Annotated in this window: 19 protein-coding genes; 11 read left to right on the top strand and 8 right to left on the bottom strand. The window is 63.1% G+C overall.

The genetic code is table 11. The features are described 5' to 3' along the window. Nucleotides 1-25: 25 nt before the first annotated feature. From H7687_RS15370 to xseA, 5 genes are all read right to left on the bottom strand, one after another. Nucleotides 26-1,255, bottom strand: coding sequence for a peptidase MA family metallohydrolase (locus H7687_RS15370; protein ID WP_183348953.1), 1,230 nt, complete (start codon nt 1,253-1,255; stop codon nt 26-28). After that, entirely contained in the window at nt 1,248-3,185 is a 1,938-nt protein-coding gene (gene dxs / locus H7687_RS15365) for a 1-deoxy-D-xylulose-5-phosphate synthase (protein WP_183348951.1), read from the bottom strand. The genes H7687_RS15370 and dxs overlap by 8 nt, the downstream gene beginning before the upstream one ends. Further along, nucleotides 3,186-4,070 carry a polyprenyl synthetase family protein gene (locus H7687_RS15360; RefSeq protein WP_183348949.1) on the bottom strand — a complete coding sequence of 295 codons (885 nt, stop codon included), beginning with the start codon at nt 4,068-4,070 and terminating at the stop codon, nt 3,186-3,188. A 49-nt stretch (nt 4,071-4,119) separates the two neighbouring features. After that, nucleotides 4,120-4,347: an exodeoxyribonuclease VII small subunit gene (locus H7687_RS15355; RefSeq protein ID WP_183348947.1), complete on the bottom strand. Its 228-nt coding sequence runs from the start codon at nt 4,345-4,347 to the stop codon at nt 4,120-4,122. Between the two features lie 76 nt (nt 4,348-4,423). Continuing rightward, a complete protein-coding gene (gene xseA / locus H7687_RS15350) occupies nt 4,424-5,800 on the bottom strand; it encodes an exodeoxyribonuclease VII large subunit (protein WP_183348945.1) in 1,377 nt (458 codons plus the stop codon). A 512-nt stretch (nt 5,801-6,312) separates the two neighbouring features. Between xseA and H7687_RS15345 the strand changes: the two genes are divergently transcribed. Beyond that, nucleotides 6,313-7,686, top strand: coding sequence for a ParA family protein (locus H7687_RS15345; protein ID WP_183348943.1), 1,374 nt, complete (start codon nt 6,313-6,315; stop codon nt 7,684-7,686). A gap of 159 nt (nt 7,687-7,845) precedes the next feature. Here H7687_RS15345 and H7687_RS15340 read toward each other — a convergent pair whose 3' ends face one another. Beyond that, nucleotides 7,846-8,799 (bottom strand): divergent polysaccharide deacetylase family protein, encoded by a 954-nt coding sequence (locus tag H7687_RS15340; protein ID WP_183348941.1) that lies wholly within the window; start codon nt 8,797-8,799, stop codon nt 7,846-7,848. Between the two features lie 328 nt (nt 8,800-9,127). On the opposite strand from H7687_RS15340, the gene H7687_RS15335 reads away from it, so the two are divergent. The 4 genes from H7687_RS15335 to H7687_RS15320 all read left to right on the top strand — a co-directional run bounded on the left by H7687_RS15335 (nt 9,128) and on the right by H7687_RS15320 (nt 12,996). Beyond that, nucleotides 9,128-9,547: a bacteriohemerythrin gene (locus H7687_RS15335; protein ID WP_183348939.1), complete on the top strand. Its 420-nt coding sequence runs from the start codon at nt 9,128-9,130 to the stop codon at nt 9,545-9,547. 192 nt (nt 9,548-9,739) lie between these two features. Next, nucleotides 9,740-10,471 carry an iron-sulfur cluster repair di-iron protein gene (gene ric / locus H7687_RS15330; RefSeq protein WP_183348937.1) on the top strand — a complete coding sequence of 244 codons (732 nt, stop codon included), beginning with the start codon at nt 9,740-9,742 and terminating at the stop codon, nt 10,469-10,471. 441 nt (nt 10,472-10,912) lie between these two features. Then, nucleotides 10,913-11,629 carry a c-type cytochrome gene (locus tag H7687_RS15325; RefSeq protein WP_183348935.1) on the top strand — a complete coding sequence of 239 codons (717 nt, stop codon included), beginning with the start codon at nt 10,913-10,915 and terminating at the stop codon, nt 11,627-11,629. Further along, the gene (locus tag H7687_RS15320) at nt 11,626-12,996 is read left to right on the top strand and encodes a cbb3-type cytochrome c oxidase subunit I (RefSeq protein ID WP_183348933.1); all 1,371 of its coding nucleotides are present in this window, start codon (nt 11,626-11,628) and stop codon (nt 12,994-12,996) included. The genes H7687_RS15325 and H7687_RS15320 overlap by 4 nt, the downstream gene beginning before the upstream one ends. Nucleotides 12,997-13,127: 131 nt before the next feature. Here H7687_RS15320 and hcp read toward each other — a convergent pair whose 3' ends face one another. Continuing rightward, entirely contained in the window at nt 13,128-14,774 is a 1,647-nt protein-coding gene (gene hcp / locus H7687_RS15315) for a hydroxylamine reductase (RefSeq protein WP_183348931.1), read from the bottom strand. A 167-nt stretch (nt 14,775-14,941) separates the two neighbouring features. Here hcp and H7687_RS15310 point away from each other — a divergent pair, with 167 nt between their 5' ends. Continuing rightward, nucleotides 14,942-15,109, top strand: a complete 168-nt coding sequence (locus tag H7687_RS15310; RefSeq protein ID WP_183348929.1) for a hypothetical protein — start codon at nt 14,942-14,944, stop codon at nt 15,107-15,109. 5 nt (nt 15,110-15,114) lie between these two features. On the opposite strand, the gene H7687_RS15305 is transcribed toward H7687_RS15310, so the two are convergent. Beyond that, nucleotides 15,115-15,771, bottom strand: a complete 657-nt coding sequence (locus tag H7687_RS15305; RefSeq protein ID WP_183348927.1) for a hypothetical protein — start codon at nt 15,769-15,771, stop codon at nt 15,115-15,117. 541 nt (nt 15,772-16,312) lie between these two features. On the opposite strand from H7687_RS15305, the gene H7687_RS15300 reads away from it, so the two are divergent. The 5 genes from H7687_RS15300 to H7687_RS15280 all read left to right on the top strand — a co-directional run bounded on the left by H7687_RS15300 (nt 16,313) and on the right by H7687_RS15280 (nt 20,552). Beyond that, entirely contained in the window at nt 16,313-17,716 is a 1,404-nt protein-coding gene (locus tag H7687_RS15300; RefSeq protein WP_183348925.1) for a cbb3-type cytochrome c oxidase subunit I, read from the top strand. 12 nt (nt 17,717-17,728) lie between these two features. Then, nucleotides 17,729-18,592, top strand: a complete 864-nt coding sequence (locus H7687_RS15295; RefSeq protein WP_183348923.1) for a cbb3-type cytochrome c oxidase subunit II — start codon at nt 17,729-17,731, stop codon at nt 18,590-18,592. 1 nt (nt 18,593) lies between these two features. Continuing rightward, a complete protein-coding gene (locus tag H7687_RS15290; RefSeq protein ID WP_183348921.1) occupies nt 18,594-18,764 on the top strand; it encodes a cbb3-type cytochrome c oxidase subunit 3 in 171 nt (56 codons plus the stop codon). A gap of 76 nt (nt 18,765-18,840) precedes the next feature. After that, nucleotides 18,841-19,332 (top strand): c-type cytochrome, encoded by a 492-nt coding sequence (locus H7687_RS15285; protein WP_183348919.1) that lies wholly within the window; start codon nt 18,841-18,843, stop codon nt 19,330-19,332. Then, nucleotides 19,329-20,552: a 4Fe-4S dicluster domain-containing protein gene (locus tag H7687_RS15280; protein ID WP_183348917.1), complete on the top strand. Its 1,224-nt coding sequence runs from the start codon at nt 19,329-19,331 to the stop codon at nt 20,550-20,552. Before H7687_RS15285 ends, H7687_RS15280 begins: the two co-directional genes overlap by 4 nt. Nucleotides 20,553-20,581: the final 29 nt, after the last annotated feature.

Genomic DNA, 20,581 nt, shown 5'->3' with positions numbered 1-20,581 from the left:
GCCGCTCCTACTGATACTATACCACTCACTGCGACGCGTCGCCTGAAACAGCTCCGGGGAGCGACTCGCGCCACTCGCGCACCACCCCGTTCAGGTCCAGCGAGTAATCGGACAATGCCTTGGCGACCGCAGCGTCCATGTTGTTCCCCTGGCCCAGGTACTTGAGGACCTGCTGCACGGCGTACCAGCCGTAGCGGTCCACCATGAAGCGGGTCATCAGGTAGCTCTGCTGATAGGCGAGCCCAGCCTCGGCGCCCGCCATGCCGGTGAAGCCCTTGGACAGCGTGGCCATTGGGATCAAGTGGTTACCGCGCACTTCCGGGAACCGGGGGACGTGCTCCTTGCGCCCCTCGATCTCGGCCAGCCCCTCGTTGAACCAGGTGGGGACGTTGCCGCGGGTGAGCTCGGCCACCACGACGTGGGTGAACTCGTGAAAGATGATGGCGCGCAGTTGCGGGGTGAGCCTGGTGATGCCGCCCACCGGGAGGCGGATCTTGCCGTCGTAGAGCCCGCCGGACCAGTCCGGCCCGGCGGTGACGCTGCTGTAATCCTTCCTGGTGTAGAGCAGTACCGGGATGCGGGTGGTCGGGAACACTCCGAGGTCGGCGCCGACCGTGTTGTAGGCGCTTTCCAGCGCGTCCAGCACCTCGGCGGAGAGACCGGGGGGAAGCTCGGCGTCGAAGGCGAGGTCGAACATGGAGCTGTACCCCTTGTCCATCCGGGATTCCACCGGCAGCTCGCGCTCTGCCTTCTCGATCAGGCCGGTCAGCACCTTGTTGGCGGGGTCCAGCTCCTTGGCGCGGCGCCACAGCTCCAGTGCGCCGGGAAGGTCGCCGGTGTCGTAGCTGATCTTCCCCTGGTAGACCAGCGACTCGCTCCCCTCCCCCGCCTGGATCAGCTCTTCCCGTGCCGCGGCGTAATCCTTGTTGAGGTACAAGGCGATGCCGCGCATGAGGACCAGTTCCTTGCTGTCGGGTATCAGTTCGTGGGCCTGTTTGAAGTTTTCCGCGGCCTGGGCGTAGCGGCCGGCCTGCAGGTCGCGCTTGGCAAGCTCGCTGTAGGTGAAGGCGAGTTGGCGCTTGAGCTCCAGGTCATAGGGAAAGCGCGAGGTCGCCGCCTTCAGCTCTTCGAGCGCCTGGGGAAAGTCCCCCTTGGTGATCAGTTGCTGGGCCTTGGTGCCATAGGTGGTAGGATCGGCGGCGAGGGCGGTGCCGGCGCAAAACAGCAGGGCGAGCAGCAGCGCGCGATCAAGCATGCGGTTGTTCCGGGACGGCCGGCAGTTCGGAGCGCTTGACCGGCGCGGCGGCGCGGCGTCCCTCGCAGGCTGCGCGGACCGCGCGGGCGATGCCGGCGGCATCGAGGCCGTAGGCGGCCTTCAGATCGGCCTGTTCCCCTTGCTCCACGAAGGCATCGGGATAGCCCAGGCGCACCACCCGCACCCCGGTCACCTCGTGCTCTTCGAGGAGTTCCAGGATGGCGGTGCCGAAGCCCCCCTGCACCACGTTGTCTTCCACCGTGACCAGGAGGCCGGTGCGGGCCAGGTCGAGGATGAGCTCTGTGTCGAGCGGCTTCACGAAGCGGGCGTTCATGACGGCAACCTCGATCCCCTCTTCGGCGAGGGCCGCCGCGGCCTGACGGGCCGGCTCGACCATGGCGCCCACGGCGAGGATGGCGCCGTCCTTGCCGTCCTGCAACCGCTCCCCTTTGCCGATGGCAAGGGGGGTGAGGATCTGGTCCATCGGCACGCCGAGGCCGTTACCGCGCGGGTAGCGCAGGGCCGCCGGTCCCTCCAGGGAAAGGGCGGTAACCATCATGTGCTGCAGCTCGTTCTCGTCCTTGGGCGCCATCACGGTCAGCCCGGGGATGGCGCGCAGATAAGAGAGATCGAAGACGCCGTGGTGGGTGGGGCCGTCGCTGCCGACCACGCCGGCGCGGTCGATGGCGAACACCACCGGGAGGTCCTGCAGGCAGACGTCGTGGCAGAGCTGGTCGAAACCGCGCTGCAGGAAGGAGGAGTAGAGAGCCACCACCGGCTTGAAACCTTCGGCGGCGAGCCCGGCGGCGAAGGTGACCGCGTGCTGCTCCGCGATCCCCACGTCGAAGAAGCGCTCGGGGAATTCCTTGGCGAAGGGGGTGAGGCCGGTGCCGTCGGGCATGGCGGCCGTGATGGCGACGATGCGCTCGTCCTCCTGGGCCAGCCGCTTGATGGTCTCGCCGAAGACGCCGGTGTAGGAGGCGGCGCCCCCCTTCCCCTTGTGCACCTTCCCCGTCTTGACGTCGAACGGCCCCACGCCGTGGAACAGAGAGGGATTCGCCTCGGCGGGGGGATACCCCTTCCCTTTCCTGGTCAGCACGTGGATCAGCACCGCGTCGTCGAAACGCTTCACGTTCTCCAGCGTCTCCAAGAGCTTCGGGATGTCGTGGCCGTCGATGGGGCCGATGTACTCGAAGCCGAAGGCCTCGAAGAGCATCCCCGGGGTGAACAGGGTCTTCAGCGACTCCTCGGCGCGCTTGGCGATCTTCAGCACCGATCTGCCGAACATGGGGAGCCCCTCCAGGAAGGCCTCCAGGTCCTTCTTGGCGCGGTGCACGTACTCGCTGGTGATGGTGCGGGAGAGGAGGTTGGAGAGGGCGCCGACGTTCTCCGAGATGGACATCTCGTTGTCGTTGAGGATCACCACCAGGTCCTTGTTCAACTCGCCGGCGTGATTGAGACCTTCGAAGGCGAGGCCGCCGGTCATGGCGCCGTCGCCGATCACCGCGAGCACCTTGTTGCGCCCCTTCTTCAGGTCGCGCCCCACGGCGAAGCCGACGCCGGCGGAGATGGAGGTGGAGGAGTGCCCGACGTCGAAGCAGTCGTGCGGCGACTCGGCCCGCTTGGGGAAGCCGCTGATGCCGCCCTGGGTACGCAGCGTGCCGAAGCGCTCCTTCCTGCCGGTCAAAAGCTTGTGGGCGTAGGCCTGGTGCCCCACGTCCCAGACGATCTTGTCCTTGGGGGAATCAAAGACCCGGTGCAGCGCGATGGTAAGTTCCACCACGCCGAGGCTCGGAGCCACGTGGCCGCCGTTGGCGGCGCAGGTGTCGATGATGCGCGCGCGCAATTCTTCGGCGAGCGTCTCCAGCTCGCGCAACGAGAGCGACTTCAGTTGACCCGGGTCGGTGATGCCGTCAAGGATGCTGGGCATTTACGATTTCCTTTTCACGATGTACGAGGCTATGGCCCGCAGCGGCTCGGCCCGCTCGTCGAAGGAGGCGAGCGCGTCCAGCGCGATCTCTACCAGCTCGTGGGCGCGGGCCTTGGAAGCCTCGAGTCCCATCAGCGCGGGGTAGGTCGCCTTGCCTCTCGCCTGGTCGCTACCGGCGTCCTTGCCCAGTTCCTCCGTGGTCCCCTCGACGTCGAGGATGTCGTCGGCGATCTGGAAGGCGAGGCCGATGGCGTCGGCGTAGCGGGTGAGCGACTTGAACTGCTCCTCGCTCGCCCCCCCCAGGATGGCGCCGCAGCGCACCGAGGCGCGGATCAGGGCGCCGGTCTTGTGGGTGTGGATGTAGGAGAGCGTGGCAATGTCGACGTCGTGACGCCCCTCGCTTTCCATGTCGACCACCTGACCGCCCACCATGCCACGCGAACCGGAAGCGACGGCGATCTCCTGGATCACCCTGAGCCGTGCCGCGGGGTCGCCGCCGGTGCCGTTGGAGAGCAGGATGAAGGCCTCGGTCAACAGGGCGTCGCCGGCCAGGATGGCGGTCGCCTCACCATATACTTTATGGTTGGTCGGGTTCCCCCTGCGGAAGTCATCGTTATCCATGGCGGGGAGGTCGTCATGGATCAGGGAGTAGGTGTGGATCATCTCCATGGCGCAGGCCGCGGGCATGACCGCATCGGCGGAGCCGCCGACCGCCTCGCAGGCCGCCAGCATGAGCACCGGCCGGACGCGCTTGCCGCCGGCGAACACGGAGTAGCGCATGGCGCTGTGCAGGGATGCCGGCAGCTCCTTGGCATCGGGAAGGTAGCGCTCCAGCGCCTGGTCGACCAGCTGGCACTTCTGCTTCAGGTATTCCTTAAGATCCATGTCAGGTTTCCTTGTAATCGTGATCCACCCTCCCCTTGCGGGAGTTCGTCTACTCCACCTCTTCGAAGGGCCTGGTGGCGAGGCTGCCGTCGCGCTGCTTGATGAGCAGTTCCACCCGCCGCTCGGCCTCGTTGAGCTTCTTCGAGCAGAAGGCGGAATACTTCACCCCCTCCTCGAACGCCTTCAGGGAATCCTCGAGCGAGAGCTCGCCCCCTTCCAGCTTCTTCACGACGTCCTCGAGCTTCTTCAGTGCGGTCTCGAACTTCTCTACGGCCATGCCAACCTCGTGTCCGGGTACTGCCGCGACGGATTAGAAGCGCCGCCGCGTTTAATTATTAAAAAGTGATCGCCTATTATACCGATCGCTCTGGAGCCGTCAAGGATTCACTCTGCCCGCGAGCCTCCTCCACGGTGCAAAGGGCGAAACCGGCGGCAAGGGAGAGTTCCAGGCGGTCGCCGGGGGCCAGCTGGCGGAACGAGGTGACCACCGAGCGGCCGGGGAGCTTGCGGGCGATGCTGTAGCCGCGGGACAGGGTGGCCAGCGGCGAGACCGCGTTCAAAGTCCCGGTGGCGAGCCCGACGCTCTCGGCGGCGCAGGCGAGGCGCCGGGTCATGGCGTGGTCCAGGCGCAGCGAGAGCGTCGAGAGCCGCTCGGCGTTGCGCTGCAGGGTGAGCGCGGGGCTCTGGCGGGCCAGGCGCGCCGACAGGGTGACGATCCGCTCCGAGGCGTCGTCGAGGATCAGCCCCGCCTCCCGCACCAGGCGGGCGTCCAGCGAGTCGACCCGCTGCGCCAGGTGGCCCAGGATGCGGCTGGGGTCGGTGATGGCGCGGCTCATCGCCGTCACCAGCGCGCGCGAGCGTTCCAGCCGGCGCAGTTGCGCGACCTGGAGCCGGTGGTCCAGCGCCTCCACCGTCGCGGTCAATTCCTGCTTGCTCTGCACCACCAGTTCCGCCGCGGCGGACGGGGTGGCGGCGCGCAGGTCGGCGACGAAGTCGGCGATGGTGAAGTCGATCTCGTGCCCCACCGCAGAGATGACGGGAACCGTGGATTTATGAATGGCGCGGGCAACCACCTCCTCGTTGAAGGCCCACAGGTCCTCCAGGGAGCCGCCGCCGCGGCCGACGATCATGACGTCGACGTTGCCGGCGCGGTTCAGGTCGGCGATCGCCGCCGCGATCTCCTGGGCCGCCCCCTCACCCTGCACCCGGACCGGCGCGATCAAAAGTTCCACGTTGGCGAAGCGGCGCGAGAGCACGGTGAGGATGTCGCGGATGGCCGCGCCGGTCGGCGAGGTGACCACGCCGATCTTGCGGGGGAGTTTGGGGATCGCGCGCTTGTGCAGCTCCGAGAAGAGCCCCTCCTTGGCGAGACGCTCCTTCAACTGGATGAAGGCGAGCTGCAGCCCGCCGATCCCCTGCGGCTCCATGCTGTCGACCGAGAGCTGGTACTCGCCGCGCGGCTCGAACAGGGTCATGCGGGCGCGCACGAGCACGCGCATCCCGTCGCGGGGGGTGAACTTGAGGGTGCGGAAGGCGCCCCGGAACATGACGCAGCGGATCTGGGCGCCGGGGTCCTTGAGGGTGAAGTAGCAGTGCCCGGACGTGGGGCAGGCGAGGTTGGAGATCTCCCCTTCCACCCAGACCTGGTCGAAGTTCTCCTCCAGGAGGCCGCGCACCAGCGCCGTCAGCGCGCTCACCGTCAGGACACGGCGTTCTTTGAAAAGTTGCACCTTGCCTCCTTCTCGCCCCTCCCCCCGGAGGGGGAGGCTCGGTGGGGGGAAGTGGGTGCCAGGCGCTGCGCGCCCCCTCCCTGACCCTCCCCCTCCGGGGGCGGGAAAATAACTGTGGAGTTTTTCTAGCACGTGGCGCTCGCCACTGTCAAACGCCTTGACCACCCAGCAAGGGGACTGGCTCCGCAGGTGCCTGTCCCCCTCTACGACTTCGCCCCCTTCCCATTGTCAAAGGCTGTATTAGCGAATGCTGTTGGTATTTCCTGGTTCCCAAGCTCCAGCTTGGGAACCCCATATGGCGCAAAGCTCCAGCTTTGCATCCGAAAGAAGTCGGAGCTTCCGAGAGGCTTTGCGTTCCCAAGGTGGACCTTGGGAACGAGATCAAAGGGGACTGGCTCCGCAGGTGCCTGTCCCCCTCTCCCACTGTCCCCCTCTCCCACTCTCTCCCTCCGCCTTCGCTCCCCCTCGCCCACTGTCAAACGGGTTGACCGTCCGGCCGTGTCGATGTTAGTATGCGCGCCATGAAAAATTACCCTTATGTAATAACTGTTTCCTCGGAAAAGGGGGGCGTCGGCAAGACGACTCTCGCCACTAACCTCGCCATCTTCCTGAAGGCCCTGGACGAAAATCTGCCGGTGTCGATCTTCTCCTTCGACAACCACTTCACCATCGACAAGATGTTCTCCATCAAGGGGCAGAAACTGAACGGCACCGTGGCCGACCTCCTGCTGGAGACCCGCGGGCGCGACCTGCTGCACACCGGGCAATACGGGGTCAACTACATCCCCTCCTCCACCACCCTTCCGGAACTGCGCGGCTCGCTCAAGGGGCCTATGGTGCTGGCGCGGCTGCTGGCGATGTCAGAGATCCCGGGCATCCTGATCGTCGACACCCGCCCGGACCTCGACGTGATGACCCAGAACGCGCTCTACGCCGCGGACCGGGTGCTGGTCCCCATCAAGGACATGGCCAGCATGGACAACTGCCGCAACATCTTCGAACTGTTCGACAAGAGAGGACTGGACAGAAAGAGCCTGTCGCTCATCCCCTGCCTCATCGACGAGAGGATCAAGTTCGAAGGGATGTTCAAGGACCAGAAGACGCTCCTGAAGGCGTTCGCCATCAACCGCGGTTTCCGCTGCTCCGACATATTCATCTCCAAGAGCCCCAAGGTGGAGAGCCTCAACACCAACCCCGAAGGGAAGATCTACCCGATCCTCACCCACGGGCGCGGCACCGACGTCTACGGCCAGTTCGCGGCGCTGGGGCAGACCTGCCTCAACGAGTTCTACGAGACCGAAGAGCCGCGGGCCATGCTCTACGACAAGTGGCAGCACGAGGAGAACAAGAGAAAGAAAGAGGAATACTTCGGCAGGCTTTCCGGGCTGAAGAGCCAGTGCCTGGTGTGCGGGAAGGAGTTGAGCCAGGAGTCGCAGGTTTCCTACTACTGCGAGAGCTCCGACGGCGCCGCCAGCGGCTACATGGAAGCCGATTGCTTTACCGGCTTCCTGGTGTCGACCATCTTCAAGATCGAGCGCCAGTTGCCGCAGGACGACCCGACCAGGCAGATGATCCACCAGACCGCGCTGGAGTCGGTGTTCGTGCTGAACCCGGGCGTCGGCGACGAGGCCGGCAGCATCGACTTCCACCGTTTCGACCTGGCCGGAAGCGAATTGTTGAAGAAGAAGTACCCGCTGGCCCGCGCTCCCGAGCGCGACGGCTTCTCCGGGATCATGACCGAGACCCTGGCCGGGTATGAAGGCCAGCTGCGCGACGCCTTCCTGATGGTTCACCCCGTGAACGGCGACAACCCCGCCTCCATCCTGGTGGACGACAAGTACCGGGAAGTGGCCAAGCTCAAGAAGAGGATCGCGGCACAGCTTTAGAGAGGCAGAAACGGTTCAAGGTTCAACGTTCAACGTTCGACGGAGGTTTTCCTCTTCGAGCACCACCTCGCTACTGCACGTTCCAGGTGCCGTAGCAATAAAGGTGAACCGAAGGCGCTGCAGTCACTCGAACATTGAACGTCGAACGTTGAACGGCTTCTAGTTTGTCAGTTCCGACGCATGGACAAAGGTGATGCCGCTTTTGGCCAGCTCGGGCATATAGAGCTTCAGGGCTCGCATGGTTGCAGGGTGCGGATGACAGATTGCTATCGCCGCACCCTTTTTTCTTGCTACGGCGGCGGCCTGCGCCAACTGCTTGCCGATGGCACTTTCATCCTGCACGTTGTCCAAAAACACCTGGCGCGCCGCACTCTTCATCCCCAGCGCCTTCGCCTCCCGGTAACCGACCGAGGCCGGCGAGGTCTTGCTGTCCACGAAGAAAAGCCCCTTCTCCTTCAATATCTGCAGCACCACCTTCATCTTGCCCGCGTCCTGGGTGAAGCGCGATCCCATGTGGTTGTTGGCGCCGACGGCATGGGGGACCGTGGCGAAATAACTCCTGATCCGGCTCGCTATCTCGCCGTCGTCCATGGCGACCAGCACCCCTATCGACTCCATCTTCTGCTTCGGATACCCCTCCGGTTCCATCGGCATGTGCACCATCACCTCGGCCCCGGCGGCATGCGCCCCTTCGGCCACCTGCTTGGCATGGGCCAGGCTCGGGATGACGGAATACGTGAGCGGCTGCCCGATCGACTGCAGCGTCTTCAACTCCTGCATGCTGGTTCCCATGTCGTCGATGATGATGGCGAGACGGCCGGGACCTGTTGCCTTGGGCAGAGCTGCCGGATGCGGCTTGGCGGCCGGAGCCTGGGCGGTGGAAAGCTGCTGCTGCACCGGGGCCGGCCTCTCCGGCATCGGCTGGTGCCTGGTGGCGCCGGTCGCCACCTTCGGCGCAGGTTGAGCGGGGGGAGCAGGTTTCTTGAACTGCTCCAGAAGGAAAAACGCGGCAGCAATCAGTACCGCGACAATCAGTAGTGCCATGAGCGGCTTGCGTCCACCGCCGCCGGGGGCAGGCTTGCGCCTGTTTACCGCCTTGCCTTTTCTTGCCAAAACTACCTCCACCGGGACGTCGCCGCGAGATGGCATTGCCGCGACCGCCCCAAGACATCAGTGCCGGCTCTTTCAGCCGGCCGGCACGTTTTAATGTGAGATAGCATGATGCGCTGCGACATTGCAATTACTTTGCAAAAAGGGAGTGACAGAGAAAGGGGGGAAAAGGGGACTGGCTCCGCCAGGTGCCTGTCCCCCTCGTGCTTGGGGAAGGTGGCTGAACTGGAAGGAGCCCCGTCGGCTGCCCTTCCATCCTCAACATTAAAGAGATTGATTAAGCCATACATAGGATGTATAAAAAACCCTCAACTGTCTCAGGAGGATGAACATGCTGGTCCAGTGGAGAGACGATCTCAGCATCGGGATGCTGGAGATCGACGTTCAACACAAGCTTCTTTTCGACAAATTCAACGCCTTCGTCAACGCCTACCAGTCCAACCAGGATACGGACGAGATCATGCGCATGTTCTGGTTCCTGGAAGCGTACGCCGTCACGCACTTCAAGGAAGAGGAGAAGCTGATGCAGCAGGTCCGCTTCCCGGATTACGCGGCGCACCGCGAAAAACACCTCGCCTTCATCGACCAGATCAACCAACTCAAAGAGCGCCTGAAGGCGGAGGGACTCACCCAGGGCGTGGTCAACACCATGACCACCTTCATCACCAGCTGGCTCATCGACCATATCTCCACCATGGACCGCGCCATCGGCCGCTTCGTCATCAACTCGGCAGTCCCCCCCGGGATCTGACCGGCGCTCCCTTTCCGCGGCAGCGCCGGCAATCCGGCGCTCGCGCACCCACCCCGCATAACCTCTCACTTTTTGATCTGGATCATACGCTAAACTCCCGATAGTGCTACCATGGGCTCAAAGGGGCACAAAACGCCCCGCAACGTCTGAACCGGCCGCTCTTCCGACAAGAGCCGCCAAGGGAGCGACACCATGGAAAAAACAACTCCGGAACCTGCAGAGAAAACCAACGTGGAAACGGTAGGCTCGGTGGTCGCAAGGGATTTTCGCACCGCCCAGGTCTTTGAAAAATACGGCATCGACTTCTGCTGCGGCGGCAACTTGCCGCTTGCGCAGGCCTGTCGCGAAAGAGGGATTGACCTTGCAACGCTGCAGCGCGACCTGGAAGAGACCTCGGCCCGCCCGCTGGAGCGCAGCCAGAACTACGACGCCTGGGAACTCCCCTTCCTGGCCGACTACATCGTCAACGCGCACCACGGCTACCTGAAGGAGAGCGTCCCGACCATTACCGCCTATGCCAACAAGATCGCGCAGGTGCACGGCCCCAACCACCCCGAGGTGGTGCAGATCGCCGAAATCTTTGAAAAGGTGGCGGCCGACCTGATGCAGCACCTGGAAAACGAGGAAGGGCAGTTGTTCCCGGCCATCAGGAAGCTCACTGAACTGAAAAAGGAAGGTGGAGCTCCCAACCCTGAAGAGATCAGGAAGCTGAAGGCAGTCCTCGCGGAACTGGGCCACGAGCATGACGAGGTCGGCGCCGCGGTGCACGAGATCCGCCGGCTCTCCAAGAACTACGCCGTGCCCGCCGACGCCTGCAACACCTTCATGGTCACCTATCAGAAACTGAAAGAGTTCGAGGACGATCTGCACAAACATGTCCACCTCGAAAACAACATCCTGTTCCCGAAGGCCGCCAGGCTGTAGCACTCACTACCACCGTCGCTCCGATGGTTCCCTCTCCCTCCGGGAGAGGGTGCCCGGAGGGCGGGTGAGGGATGCTTCTCGAACTGCATCCCCTCACCCTGCCCCTCTCCCGGAGGGAGAGGGAATTGTGAACCAAGGAGCCCACGTATGACCGTCGTAGTAGCAATGTTCGCCTTTTCCTGGCTGGCCCTGGTGGCCGTTTCGCTTTGCCCCCTCAGGCAGCGCAAGGATGATTAACGCGCTGCAGCCGGCTCCACATTAGCGTCCCCCCCCCAAAAAAGCCCCTAGGCCGAAGGCTCCGAAACCGGATGACAACAATCCTTTCGGGGCCTTATTTAATTCGGTGCGGTTGACATACCCCCTCCTGACGGTATCCTTCCTGTTGTCGATCATTAGAGTAAATTAACTTTTCTCATCAACGACGGCAAAAAGGAGGGCGGTATGACCGGAAAAACAGCCCGGCTGATCTTCTGGGTGGGCACTCTCACCTCGGCAGCGATTTTCCTCTGGCAAACCTACGACTTCCACATGCAGACCCCCAAGTTCACCCACACCGACAAGCTCACCGAACAAGTAGTTGCCGGCAAGAAGGTCTGGCATAAGTACAACTGCAACGACTGCCACACCATTCTGGGCTTTGGCGGCTACTACGCGCCCGACATGACCAAGGCGTTCTACCGGCTCGGGGAAAACAACATCGCCTCCATCGTGCAGCACCCCGACGTCATGTACAAAAATTCCTTCCGCAAGATGCCCCAGCTCAACGTGAGCGAGACGGAGACGAGACAGCTGGTCGCCTTCCTGCGCTGGGTGGGCGATATCGAGAACCGGCACTGGCCGCCCCAGGACGAGAAGTTCGTAGAGGCCTACAAGCTGCGAGAGTCCCAGCCGCAGAAGCTGGACAAGGTGCACCTGGTGCTGCAGGCCTGCGGCGGCTGCCACACCTTCGAAAACCAGGGGCGCAACGTCGGCGGTGACCTCACCACCATCGCCAACCGGATCACCTACGACCGCCAGACTCTCATCAATTACATGATCAATCCTCAGTCGGTTCGACCGGGGGTTGCCATGCCGCCGCAGGACGTCAGCCCGCAGACAGCGGGGATCATCGCCGACTTCATCCTGAGCCTTAAGTCGACCAAGGAGGTGAGCAAATGATGCTAGTCGAATACCAAAGCCAGCGGGTATCGCTGTGGTACTTCCGCCTCGCCCTGGTGCTCTTCATACTGCAGGTGGTCATGGGGCTGTGGCTCTCCATCAACTACGCCTTCACGCTGCCGCAGGACCTGGTCAACGTCTTCCCCTTTTCCACCGCCCGCGCACTGCACACGAACCTCCTGGTCGCCTGGATGTTGCTGGGCTTCATGGGCGGCACCTACTACATCCTGCCGCCTGAGTGCGCGCGGGATCTCTTCAGCGAGAAGCTCGCCTACCTGCAGCTCGCCCTCTTCGTCGGGGCGGCGGTCACGGCCGTGGTGGGCTTTCTCTTCGGCTGGACCCAGGGAAAACCCTTGCTGGAAATCCCGCTCCCTCTGGACTTTGTCATCGTGGTCGCCGCGCTCATCTTCATCGCCAACGTGGCCATGACCATCATCAAAGCCGAGGTGCGCACGGCACTGCAGTGGATGCTCCTGGGAGGGGTCACCTTTCTGGCCCTCATGTACCTGTTCGGCATGCCCTTCTACCAGAACCTGAACACTGATTACTACTACTGGTGGTGGGTGATCCATCTCTGGGTGGAGGGGGCCTGGGAGGTGGTGACGGCGTCCATCGTCGCCTACATCATCATGAGGGTCACCGGGGTGGACCGGAAGGTGGTGGAGAAATGGCTCTACGTTGAGACCGGCCTGTTCCTCTTCACCGGCATCGTCGGCACCGGCCATCACTACTACTGGATCGGCGCCCCCGACTACTGGCTCTGGTGGGGCGGCATCTTCAGTGCCCTGGAGCCGCTCCCCATCGTGCTCATGGTGGTGGATACCTGGATGCACGTGCGCGAGCGCAAAAACCCCATCGTGAACCCGCTCACCTGGTACTACATCATCGGGCTCGCCATCTATCACCTGGTGGGCGCGGGACTTTGGGGCTTCATGCACACGCTGCCGCCGATCAACTACTACACCCACGGCAGCCAGATCACCGTCTCGCACGGGCATCTCGCCTTCTTCGGCGCCTATGCCCTGCTGAACCTGACCATCTTCTATTTCGCCATGCCGCGCCTGAAGGGGATCAACAAGTACCAGGACCGGCTGGGCAAGTGGGGCTTCTGGATCACCACCATCGGCATGTTCGTCCTGGGGCTCGTCTTCGGCATCGCCGGGATCCTGCAGACGTATCTCGAGCGGTTCCTGGACATCGGTTACAGCACCGCGCACCTCACCATGATGTTCTGGTTTCGGGTCGCCTTCGGTGTCGGTCTCGTCTTCCTTGCCGGCGTCATCATCACCGTGTACCACCTCTTCACCATCAAGCCCTCCAGCATCCCGGCGCCCGAACCCGTGGTGACGCCGGCCTCCAATATCTGACGCAGGCAAAAAAAAGGCGCCAGGTCTGCCCGGACCTGGCGCTAAAGGAGCTACATCTGCTCTGGTGCTGCGTGCTGCTACTGCAAAGGGGACCGGCACCTGCGGAGCCGGTCCCCCCCCACTTTCGTTTGCTACGCGAGGCTCGCCTGCAGGTCGGCGTCGGCGCTGCCGATCTGGCCGATGTTGAAGTTGTCGACCAGGAACTGCAATACGTTGGGCGACAGGTACGCCGGAAGCGCCGGCCCCAGCTTGATGTTCTTCACGCCCAGGTAAAGGAGCGACAGCAGGATGACGTGCGCCTTCTGCTCGTACCAGGAGAGGATGAAGGACAGCGGCAGGTCGTTGATGCCACAGTTGAAGGCGCCGGCCAACGCGAGCGCGATCTGCACCGCGGAGTAGGCGTCGTTGCACTGACCGACGTCCAAAAGACGCGGGATGCCGCCGATGTCGCCGAACTCGAGCTTGTTGAAACGGAACTTACCGCAGGCAAGGGTCAGGATGACGCAGTCCTTGGGCACCTTCTCGGCGAACTCGGTGTAGTAGTTACGACCGCTCTTGGCGCCGTCGCAGCCGCCGATGAGGAAGAAGTGCTTTACCGCTCCCGCCTTGACCGCCTCGATGACCTTGTCCGCCACACCCAACACCGCGTTGTGACCGAAGCCGGTCAGGATCTCCTGGCCGGGGGCGTCGGGAAGGTCCGGGCACTCCAGGGCCTTGTTGATCACTTCGTCGAACTTGTAGCCGGTGAGGTGCTTGGCGCCGGGCCAGCCTACCTCGCCCCAGGTGAAGAGACGGTCCTTGTAGCTGTCGGCCGGACGCTGAATGCAGTTGGTGTTGAAGATGATGGCGCCGGGGAAGTTCGGGAACTCCTTGGCCTGGTCCTGCCATGCGCCGCCGAAGTTGCCGTAGAGGTGGGAGTACTTCTTGAGCCCCGGGTAGCCGTGCGCCGGCAGCATCTCGCCGTGGGTGTAGATGTCGATCCCCTTCCCTTCGGTCTGTTTCAAAAGCTCCTCGAGCATGCGCAGGTCGTGACCGGAAACGAGGATGCCCTTGTTCTTGCGGGTACCGAGCTGGACCTTGGTCGGGACCGGGTGGCCGTAGTGCTCCACGTGCCCGGTGTTCAGCATCTCCATGACCTTGATGTTCAGCTTGCCGCACTCCATGGCGATGCCCACGAAGTCCATGAGCCCCTTGCTCGCGTCGGTGGTGGCGGCGAGCGCCTTGTGGAAGAAGGCGAACACTTCTTCGTCGGTCTTGCCCAGGATGTAGGCGTGGTTCGCGTAGGCGGCCATGCCCTTCAGGCCGTAGATGATGATCTCGATGGCGGAGAGGATGTCGGGGTCGCTGTGCTGGCTCTTCACCCCGTGCGCCTGCCCCTGGGCCACCAGCCCCTCCAGGTTGTCGGCGATCACCCACGCGGCCGGGCCGTCGGTGATGGCGGGAGCCGCGGCGCCGTTCTTGGCGCGGTAGGCACTCTCGTACATCGCCTTGACCTGCTCCTTCTGGTCGTAGCACTTCCTCAGCTTGCCGGCCAACTGGACCGGATCGAAGTCGACGTTGGTGACGGTGGTGAAAAGGCCCTCGATGAGGAACATGTCGGCGACCATGCTGCTCGCGCCGAATTCCCTTGCCTTGTCAGCGTAAATAGCCAGTCCCTTCAGACCGTACATCATCAGGTCCAAAAGCGCCGCAACCTCGGGATTTTTCCCACATACCCCCACTACTTCGCATCCCGTCCCCTTCGCGGCCTGCTCACATTGACGGCAAAACATCGACATATGAATCCCCCTTTTCTATTGAACTTACTAGGAAATTTCGAAAACTGTTTTACTATATCTGGAAAGATTTCCATTTCAATAGTGGGACTGCCAAAAATCGAATTAAATCAAGTTAACATAACAATTGAGACAGAGAGATAGCTCTCAATGTCAGGGAGGTACTGGTCATGGGCAAGGACAGCAAGACGCTATGCAAGTGGGACAAGGACGAGATAAAGGACAACCTGAAGGAACTCAAGAAAATCGTCGCGGAGCCGCGCTACGTCTGCAAGAAATGCGGGCGGGCGGCGAAGAAAGAGGAACACCTGTGCAAACCGGAACCTCTGGACAAGTAGCAGCGCTAGCCCCCGTGCGACTCGGCGGGGGCCGGGCCTTCGTTGAGCCACTTCATCATCATGCCGCTCACCGGGTTGCGCCTGCGGAACTCGTTGCGCACGTAGTCCATGAGCTTGTTCAACAGGTCCTCGAACAGCCCCCATTCTTTCTTCAGGTCGTCGAGGGCGTGCGCGTTGTGCGGCTCCCGCTGCACCCGGCGCAATAGTTCTTCGAGTCGCTCCTGCCCCGTTTTCTGCTGGGTGAGCAGGTCCTTGACCGTCCTGGTGAATTCCTCGGAGAAGAAGAGCCCCTGTTTTTGGAAGGTGTCGGTAAAATGTTCGCCGGTCCCCCTGATGGTCCTCAGCTGTTTCTCCGCCTGGGCGCGTTCGCCTTCCCCCAGCGAGGCCAGGAACTCCCGCCCCAGCCGCAGCTGGTCGATCAGGCTGGCGTAGAGCCTGGCCAGCGCGTCGGACTTGTTCTCCTGCTGCACGATCTGCTCGCACAGCCCCTCACGGAACAGCTTCAGGGCGCGCTCCGTCTCGCCCCGCATGCGCACCCGGAAATCCTGGCAACTCTGCTGGGTGACCTGCCTGATGAAAAAGTTGACGGCCCAAAAGGTGGCGCCCAGCCAGACGACGAGCAGCGTGGCTCCAGCCGCCACGTAGTAAATCACCTCACTCATAGACTCCTCCGGGCCGGCCGCCACTGTAAGGGGAGGCCGGCGCCATCGACAAAGATAAGGGAACAGACTTTTAGTCAAAACAGGGCATCCCGATACATTGCTTATCGGCATATGCGCAGGTTTCTGAAATCCCCCCTGCCCCCCCCTCGCAAAGGGAGATGGGGGACTGGCTCCGCCAGGTGCCTGTCCCCTTTGATTTGAGAAGGTTGCTTAGCTGAAAGGAGCGTTATGTGGTTCCCAAGCTGGAGCTTGGGAACCAGGGACAGGCACCTGACGGAGCCTGTCCCTTCCTCTGGGCCAAAGTGACTCCGTATACAGGAGGAACGCTTGCTAAACGGCGATAACAACTTAAACTAACACTTTGTTATTGCACCATCATTGGACGTTACTCTGGCAGACCCGTTGCTTCAATCAGACAAAATCACGGCAGTTCCGATATTTATGTCATAGGCTCGCGGCGACTGAGCGACGGGTGTCGACACAGCACCACCCGTCGTTCACATGCCGCCGGCACTGATCCATTCATCTCCAGGAGGACGGCATGAACCAACAGGAAGGGTACGCTGACGACATCGTCAAAGGGTTTGTGATCTGGAGCATGGTATGGGGACTGGTGGCCGTGCTGGTCGGCGTCTTCATCTCGTTCCAGATCGCCTTCCCGCAGCTCAACTTCCCCCCCTACCTCACCTACGGCCGCCTGCGCCCGATCCACACCAACGCCGGCATCTTCGGCTGGGGCATCGGCAGCTTCATGGCCTTCTTCATCTACATCACCCAGCGCCTGACGCGCACGAGCCTGTGGAGCCCGGGGCTCGCCAAGGCCCAGCTCTGGCTCTTCAACGTGGTGATCGCGCTCGCCGCGGTGACGCTCGCCATGGGGATGAACCGCTCCAAGGAGTACGCCGAGCTGGAATGGCCGGTGGCGAGCCTGGTGGTGGTGCTCTGGGTCATCTTCGCGGTCAACATCGTGATGACCATCGTGAAGCGGCGCGAGGAGCAGATGTACATCTCGCTCTGGTACATCCTGGCCACCCTGGTCGGGGTCGCCGTCCTCTACCTGGTCAACAACGCCTCCATCCCCGTGTCGCTCACCAAGTCCTACTCCGCCTACGCGGGCGCCAACGACGCCAACGTGCAGTGGTGGTACGGGCACAACGCGGTGGCCATGGTCCTCACCACGCCGCCCTTGGCCATCTTCTACTACTTCCTCCCCAAGGCGACCGGGGTTCCCATCTACAGCCACCGCATGGGCGTGATCGCCTTCTGGAGCCTCATCTTCATGTACCTGTGGACCGGGGCGCACCACCTCTTGTGGGCGCCGGTGCCGGACTGGGTACAGACCCTCGCCATGGCCTTCTCGGTGATGCTGATCGCCCCCTCCTGGGCCGCGGTCTTCAACGGCTACTTCTCCATGAACGGCCAGTGGCACCAGATGCGTGAGAACTACCTGGTCAAGTTCCTTATATTCGGCATCACCTTCTACGGCCTGCAGACGCTGCAGGGACCGTCGCAGTCGATCCGCACCTTCTCCGCCTTCATCCACTTCACCGACTGGGTGCCGGGTCACGTGCACATGGGGACGCTGGGGTGGGTGTCGCTGGTGCTGTTTGCCGCCATCTACTACACCATCCCCAGGCTGTACCACACCGAGATCTACAGCGTAGGCCTCGCCAACGTCCACTTCTGGCTGGTGCTTACCGGCCAGCTCATCTTCTCCATCACCATGTGGATCGCCGGGGTGCAGCAGGCGGCCATGCTGAACGCCACCAACCCGGATGGGAGCCTCCACTACAGCTTCATCGAGACCATGGTGGAGCTCTACCCCTACTGGCACATGCGGGCCTTGGGCGGGGTGATCTATCTCGCCGGGCTCCTCGTCTTCCTCTACAACATCTACCAGACCATCGCCGGCGCCAAGACCCAGGCCGTGGCGCAAAGAGCCTAGGGAGGAGACGCCATGATCGAGAAAAAGCCCATCATATTCCTGCTCCTGGCCACCGCCACCATCCTGGTCGGCACCATCATCACCATGGTGCTCCCCTTCCGGTGGATCAACGACCCGAAGCTCGCCATCGCCTCGGTGAAGCCCTACACCCCGCTGCAGCTCGAAGGGCGGGACATCTACATCCGCGAGGGGTGCAACAACTGCCACACCCAGACGGTGCGGCCGCTCCTCTCCGACACCGAGCGCTACGGCGAGTACAGTAAAAGCGGCGAGTTCGTCTACGACCAGCCTTTCCTGTGGGGCTCGCGCAGAAACGGCCCCGATCTCGCCCGCATCGGCGGCAAGTACCCGGACGCCTGGCACGTGAAGCACATGAAGGACCCGCGCGCCATGGTGCCGCGCTCCAACATGCCCTCCTACGACTTTTTGAACCGGCCGCTTGACACGAGCCTCTCCGAGAAGAAGATGAAGGCGCTCAAGTTCCCCTACACGCCGGCCGACATCCAGGCGCTGCAGGGCAAGAGCGAGATGGACGCCATCATCGCCTACATGCAGAAGGTGGGCAACGACATCCCCTGGAGAAAGACAGGCAAGACCGAGGTGCTGGGCGAGTTGAAGAACCCGTTCCAGGACAACATGAGCGTGCTCCCCGAGGGGCAGAAGCTCTACGCCGAACACTGCGCCCAGTGCCACGGCATCGAGCTGAAGGGCGAGGTGGGGCCGGACCTGCGCGACATGGATCAGCCCGACTCCAAGGTTTTCGCCACGATCTACAGCGGCATCGCCGCGGGCGGCATGCCGGCCTTCGGCGACACGCTGGGCAAGGAGCGGACCTGGAAGGTGGTCACCTACCTGAAGTCCGTGCACAAGCACTGATATGGACAGCGCCAGCATCTACTACCTGGGGGTGACCCTCATCCTGTTCCTGGCCTTCGCCGCCATCGTGGCGCGCACCTACAGCAAGAGGCACCGGGACAAGGGGGAAGAGCCCAAGTTCCGCATGATGGACGACGACAAGCCGAAAAAGGATGACCATCCTGAAAATTAGGAAGATGAAGGGGACAGGCACCTGCGGAGCCAGTCCCCATGCCGGGATGAACAAAAAGTGAGCAAAGGAGGACGCGATGTCCGACGAAAATAAAGAGTACGACGGCATCAGGTACCGCGCGGAGAAAAGCTCTCCGCTGGTGTTCAGGATCCTGTACTTCGGGCTGTGGACCTGGGGGATCATCTTCATGGCCTACTACCTGTTCAGCGGCTGGACTTCCTACGGGGAATTCGACCAGATCAAGAAGGCCAAGGAGGCGCGCCTCGCCGTCCAGCAGGAGAAAGGAAGCGCCGGCCAGGCGGTTCCGACCAGCAAGGAAATCAAGAGCACCGACCTCGCTGCGGCAGGGAAGAAGGAGTTCGCCGAGAAGTGCGCCTCCTGCCACGGCGCCGACGGCAAGGGGGGCATCGGTCCCGACCTGACCGCCAAAAAGTACAAGTACGGCAGGACCGCTCCCGAGGTGACCGCGAGCATCAGTGACGGGCGCCCGGGCGGCATGCCCGGCTTCAAGAACGAGCTTTCCGGCGACAAGATCCAGGGGCTGGTCCAGTACGTCCTGTCGCTTTGAAACCGGTTCCGCTTACCAGGCGGCGCATCGCCCCCTGGCGCAAGGGCGTACAGTGGCTGGTGACCCTGCTCATCCTGGGGCTCCCGTTTATCCGTCCCGGCGGCGAGTCGCTGCTGCGGCTGGACGCGGGCTCCAGGACGCTCCTCTTCTTCGGGGCCAAGCTGCGCATCGAGGAGTTTTACCTGCTCCTCATCGTGGTGCTGATCCTGGTCTTTGCCTTCCTGTTCGTGACCATGCTCTTTGGCAGGGTCTGGTGCGGCTGGCTCTGTCCCCAGACTACGCTGGCTGACCTCGCCGACTGGATCGAGCGCCGCACCCGTAACCTCCCCGCGCCGCTGCGCGCCGCGCTCAGGCAGTCGTCTTTCCTGGCCCTCTCGGCGCTGGTGGGAGCCAACCTGGTCTGGTACTTCGTCGCGCCGCCTGAGTTTTTGGCGCGGCTTGCGGCCGGGCAACTGGGGGCCGTGGCGGGCATCTCGCTGGCGGCAACGGCGCTGGTGGTCTACCTCGACCTCGCTTTCGTGCGGCGCCGGTTCTGCAAGAGTGTCTGCCCCTACGGGCGCATCCAGCTGATGACCATGGAGCGCGGCACGCTCACCCTGGAATTCGACCCGGAGCTCAAGGGGGTGTGCCTGCGCTGCGGGGCCTGCGTCAAAGCCTGCCCCACCGGCATCGACATCCGCGACGGGCTGCAGATCGAGTGCATCAACTGCGGACGCTGCCTGGACGCCTGCCGCGACGTCTTCGCCAAGCGCGGCACCGGCGGGTTGATCCACTACACGTTCGGGCCGGTGGGCGCCGACGGGTCGCGGCCGGTGAACAGGAAGGCGCTTCTTTTGGGCGGCGTGCTCCTGCTGCTGGTGGCGCTCCTGGTGGTCGGAGTGACCACGCGCCGGGAGGCGACCCTCAAGGTGCAGCGCGCCGGGAGCGGCGAGGTGAAGCGCCTGCCGGACGGCTCGCTGGTCAACTTCTATTCCGCCTTCCTGGAGAACCGCGGCGGGGGAGCGCGCTCCTTTTCGCTGCAAGCGGCGCCGCTTGCTGGCTACCGGGTGGAGTTGGTGGGGCCGGTGCGGGGGATAACGCTGGAGGCGAATGCCAACAGGAAGATCGGCTTCGCGCTGAAGCTGAACGCGGCGCCGCCGCCGGGGACCCAGGTGGAGTTGAGGCTCGTGTCGGAAGGGAAAGTGGTGGCGGCAAGCCCGCTGCCGGTAGCACTGCAGTAGCGCCCTCACCCCTGCCCCTCTCCCGGAGG

Source organism: Geomonas paludis (assembly GCF_014193585.1).
GTDB lineage: Bacteria > Desulfobacterota > Desulfuromonadia > Geobacterales > Geobacteraceae > Geomonas > Geomonas paludis.
The sequence above is the reverse complement of the archived record's forward strand: the minus strand, read 5'-3'. Positions and strand labels throughout refer to the sequence as shown.